Below are 4,676 nucleotides of genomic sequence, written 5' to 3' on the forward strand. Positions count from 1 at the left end.
CAATTGTAATAAGTAGATGATTGCAGAATAGGCAGATTATTTAAACTTAAAAGTGTTTCATCAGGTTCTCCGGCGCTGCGCCCTCCTATTGACCGAGCTTTTAACGTAATGGATGTTGCCGGAAATTCCCATCTTAATGTATTTTTATTATACTTTAATCCGGTAAGTGTATTTTCCTGGAACTGATCAATGGTTGTCTGTGACCAGCCCGGATTACTATTTTTAATATAAATAAACGAACTGTTATCCCACAGTGTATCTTCTCCCGATGCTATTGTATTAAAACGTACCCGCCAGAAATATACAATACTGTCTGAAGGCAGGACATTGCTCAACAGTTGTGGCGACCAGAATGGCAAAGAACCTGAAGTAACAATTTTGGATTGTTTAAACGGACTTGTAAATTTTTTAGATGTATCGATTTCAAAGTAATATTCTGTTTCTGCAATAAGTAAAATGTTGGGTTGTGCAAACAAAGTAACCGGCTGAGTGGAAACAACACTATAATTAAGCGGGAATAAACATTTGACAGCACTTGCTGGCATAAAATAATTCAGATAAGCAATGTTATTGTCTTTTCTGATTTCCTTTAATGAATCGGAAGGGTCTACCTGTATTTCAAACCTGTTATTACCTGAAAAATCGCTCTCATTGTTTGATACAGATATTGTAATCGAGTCTTTATAAGAAACAGGAACCACATTTGCCTGATAGGTTTTAACCAAAACATTATTTACATAACGCTTAACAATTACTTCAACGGTTTTGTTAGTTGTGCTTCCGTAGTTATCTATTGGTATTGAAATGGTAAAAGGGTCTTTGGATTTAATTGTTGTACCATTATCCGGGACAAGTGAACAAACTCTTTCTGCTGTTTGGTTGTCTCCATAGATCGCATAATCCGGTTTGGAGGGACTGTACATTCTTAACGCAGGATCACCGGATAAATTCATTTGTGTTATTTGTGCCTGTGAAGTAATATCAGTGGCTACGTTCACGCTGTTCATTGAATCAATGACTTTTCTCTGAATAAAGCCTATGGGTTTATTTCTATATCGTTCATCGTTGAACTGGAATGTATAGAAATAAGTAGAAAATTGATTTAGATAATTGGTATAACCAATATCTGTATGACCAAGTACATCAATGGCACCTAGCTTAGGAGTATTGATCCAGTCTTCTGCAAATGAATATGAACTGAAGATATCAGCTGAGGTACAGCCGTTCATCAATAATATGGGATACTTGCCTGTATTTTTATACCCGTAAACAGGATTGGAAACAAAACCTATGTCGATATCACTGATCTCTGCAGAAGAGTGACCGAACAAGGTTAGCAATGAAATTCCATTATTAATATCAGTTGAGACCCCTGATATCAACTGGTCATCGATGGCTCCGTTTTGCAGGTTCTTGACATATGTTTTAATTACGCGGCCACCGAAATACGGAGCCTGGTAATAGGCTTTATAGGTGTCAATATATTTTTTAAACAGTGTTATTTGCTGACTCGTTTCTCCGCCGCTTAAATGAACAGCTTTTTTTCTCCAGATCAGATTTGAATCAAGAGATTCATGCATCCGTACTTTTTCAAGATATTCATCAATTTCAACGGCCGTTCTTGCAGGTACGCGTCCGGTATGAATCTGTGCAGCATGATTGGCATCAATACTGAACATGAGATCAGAGCCTGGTTCTCCGAATGTAGGAATAAAGCTTACAAGCTTTGTTTTATAATCTGTACTGTTCCAGAATGCTGAAGGATTCTTTCTATAATAAAACGAGTTTCCCTGATTGGAAATAAAGGCTCCTAAAGATGGGACAGTTCCTTTCCCCAATATTAAAAGATATTTCTCATCCGGGTTTGCAAGAATGATTTCATCGCAGTAACGTTTAATAGCCAACGGTGTCCATTCACCATAGCTGAAAACATTGCATAATTTTTCGAAAGAACATTTTCCTGCAGAATAATTCCCTCCATTTGCCGAGCTTCTATAGGCCACATATTGTTGTGCAGAAGATGCAAACACTTCCGGATAAATAATATTGAATACATTCGTAAACGCAGGAATGCTTAAATCAACCGGGCTTATTGCAGCAACTTTATTGAATGCTGTATTTTGAATGAATAACTGTTTAACGGTTGAGGCAACATTCAGTACTGCCTTTGAATTACTTATTGAATACGGAACAATTTCCTGATTCAATAAGTCGGTATTATTTATAATAAATACCGGTGAAGTAATATTAGAGATCTGTATTTTTTTATCAGCAGCTTCTGCATTATCTAAAAAAGTGGTTTGGTTAACTGCATTGATGAGTGTATAATTCCGCGGGTATAATACTTTAATGTATGCTGGGGCAATGAAATCATATGTAGAATTAAAAACCTGAATATTACAATTTAAACTTGAATTATTCTGCAGATAGGACGCAGGTATCTGTACGCTAACTTTCCCGTAGTCGTAATTATTGAAAGGAGAAAAAGCAAAGGTAAAATCAGGTGACGAAGGATTTCCAATCAGTAATTTAACATTCCGTCCGGTTGCAGGAAAACCGCCGACGACCTGCACTTCGATCCGTACAACGGCAGCGGGATCCGGATTTACATTGGTAAGTGCTATAGAAAAATTTCTGGCTACCGGTGAGCCATTGGTTTCAATCGGTGCGCCAAACCAGCCTTCCCCCTGATCATATTCACACTTTACGGTTTCCTGTGAATAATAGGTTCCTCTGTAATACCGGTCTGTATATACGTTTAAGTATTGTTCGTAATACCATGTTGATGCTGTTGTGCCGGTGGGTACAGCGCTGCTCAACATTCGTTTGCCAGGCGCAGCACCCATTGTTAAAAAATAAGCGCAGGTATCAGACAGGATACTATAGTAGGTATGTGCCTGAAGGCCCGTTCCATAAAGCAATGAATCAAGTGTTCCATCATTTCTTTTTCCGTAAAAAAACAGCGTGTCGTTATTCAGATAAACAGCTTGCTGCTGCCCCCGAAACCACATCTGCAAATTTGTAAGATCACCGGTATTGATTCCCGCAGTTTGTAATTGACTGAACGGAACAGCATAGATTCCTTCCTGATATGTTTTTATTTTATAATACTGCTGGCCGGATACGATCCATTCAGCCCCCTTTTGACACAGGGCAGATAAAGAAACAAGCATAAAAAAAATGCTTAGTTTTAATTTCTTTATATGCCTGCAAATATGCATTTATTTAAACTTATCAAAAGAAAATTTAAGAGAGAATACATTCGAATAAAGCGATTCAGAAAAATTACCCAGGTCTGTTAAGGCATAATCGATTGTAAACTTGCTGATTTTTACACCCAGCCCAAAGTTTGGTTGTACAGAAGTTGAGTAATTTCCTTCAAATGTTTTAATGCGTTGAATATTTCCCATACCAAATCGCAGAAATACAATTTTCATATAATCCAGCTCGATTCCTGCCGCCGGGTCAATAGAGAAGACGCCTGTTCTGATGGCAGTATTCCTTTTTCCATCAAACGTAATTATCAGGTCGGTGGCTGCCAATAATCCGATTTTTTTTGTGATTTTGAAGTTACGGGCGACACCGGGTATAAGTCTTGGCAACGTTACTTCGACGGAGTTTTTCGGCAGCAGGTTACCTGTTTGTGCGTATACATCCTTTAATAAAGCAGTGTTGTATGACCACGCATTGAACGTACCTGTAATATCACGGGCAACAAGACCCAGTTCCCATTTACCAGCCTTATATTGAGCCCCGGCATCAAATCCGAACCCCCAGGCAGTAGCAAACGATCCTACGGTACGGTTAATGATTTTTAGGTTTACACCCAGGTTCAGACCTTCAATCAGCTTGCTTTTGCGCGCATAGGAAATCAAAAAGGCATAATCAGCAGCAGAGAAAAATTTGATGTTATTGTAGTTTATTTTTCCATTCGCATTACCATCTCCATCGAACAGATATCTAGTATCCGGAATATCATCTATACCGAAACGAATCACCGATGCGGCTATCACACTTTGTGAGTCAAGTCTTGTTGCAAAACCTGCATAATCGTATTTAGCTATACCCGCAAAATATTCAGCGTGCATCAAGCCTACATCGTATTTTGTTGTAATGCGCTGCAGGCCCGCCGGATTCCAATAGGCTGATGTTACATCGTTTACAGCAGCAGACTGAACATTGGACATCCCAAACGCCCTCGCACCAATTCCTATTGCAAGGAATTCGTTACTGTACTTAGGTGTATATATCTGGGAAAGGGAAGTAAATATTTGAAAAACAAACAGTAAAAATAATACTACCCTTCTATTTATAGCTAACATATCCATTCAACGCTAATACTACGCTGTATATTTTGTTTATTTACACGATATTACAAAAAAACTAAACAATCGTCTATTTTTTATACTTTTATATCTCCTAAACCTTATTTAATTCAAAATAAAATGAAGACAAATCACATTCTCGTATTCGCTTTTATTTCTTTTTTATTCGCTGTTTCATGTACAAAGTCAGACAACAACACTGCTGAAGAGCAAACCAAAGATTCTACGGCCGTAATTTCTGTTGCAGACCAATTGCTTATTTTAAGTGATTCCGCCGATGCGCAATGGGATAAAATGATGGAAGCAGACAGCCAGAAATTTGCTGATATTAAGCGTTTGCTTGAAGAGATT

2 protein-coding genes and 1 pseudogene are annotated in these 4,676 nt (G+C 38.1%); 1 reads left to right on the top strand and 2 read right to left on the bottom strand.

Features of this window, described 5'->3' with window-relative positions:
* Both ACTHJT_RS17885 and ACTHJT_RS17890 read right to left on the bottom strand, forming a co-directional pair.
* The coding region (locus ACTHJT_RS17885; RefSeq protein WP_440240757.1) for a C25 family cysteine peptidase at positions 1-3,173 on the bottom strand (3,173 nt) is incomplete at its 3' end.
* 48 nt (positions 3,174-3,221) lie between these two features.
* The gene (locus tag ACTHJT_RS17890) at positions 3,222-4,322 is read right to left on the bottom strand and encodes a PorV/PorQ family protein (protein ID WP_440240759.1); all 1,101 of its coding nucleotides are present in this window, start codon (positions 4,320-4,322) and stop codon (positions 3,222-3,224) included.
* 123 nt (positions 4,323-4,445) lie between these two features.
* Here ACTHJT_RS17890 and ACTHJT_RS17895 point away from each other — a divergent pair.
* A pseudogene (locus ACTHJT_RS17895) lies at positions 4,446-4,676 on the top strand (hypothetical protein); the annotation flags it as partial.

It is taken from the genome of Cytophaga sp. (genome assembly GCF_051961495.1).
Classification (GTDB): Bacteria; Bacteroidota; Bacteroidia; order Cytophagales; family Cytophagaceae; genus Cytophaga.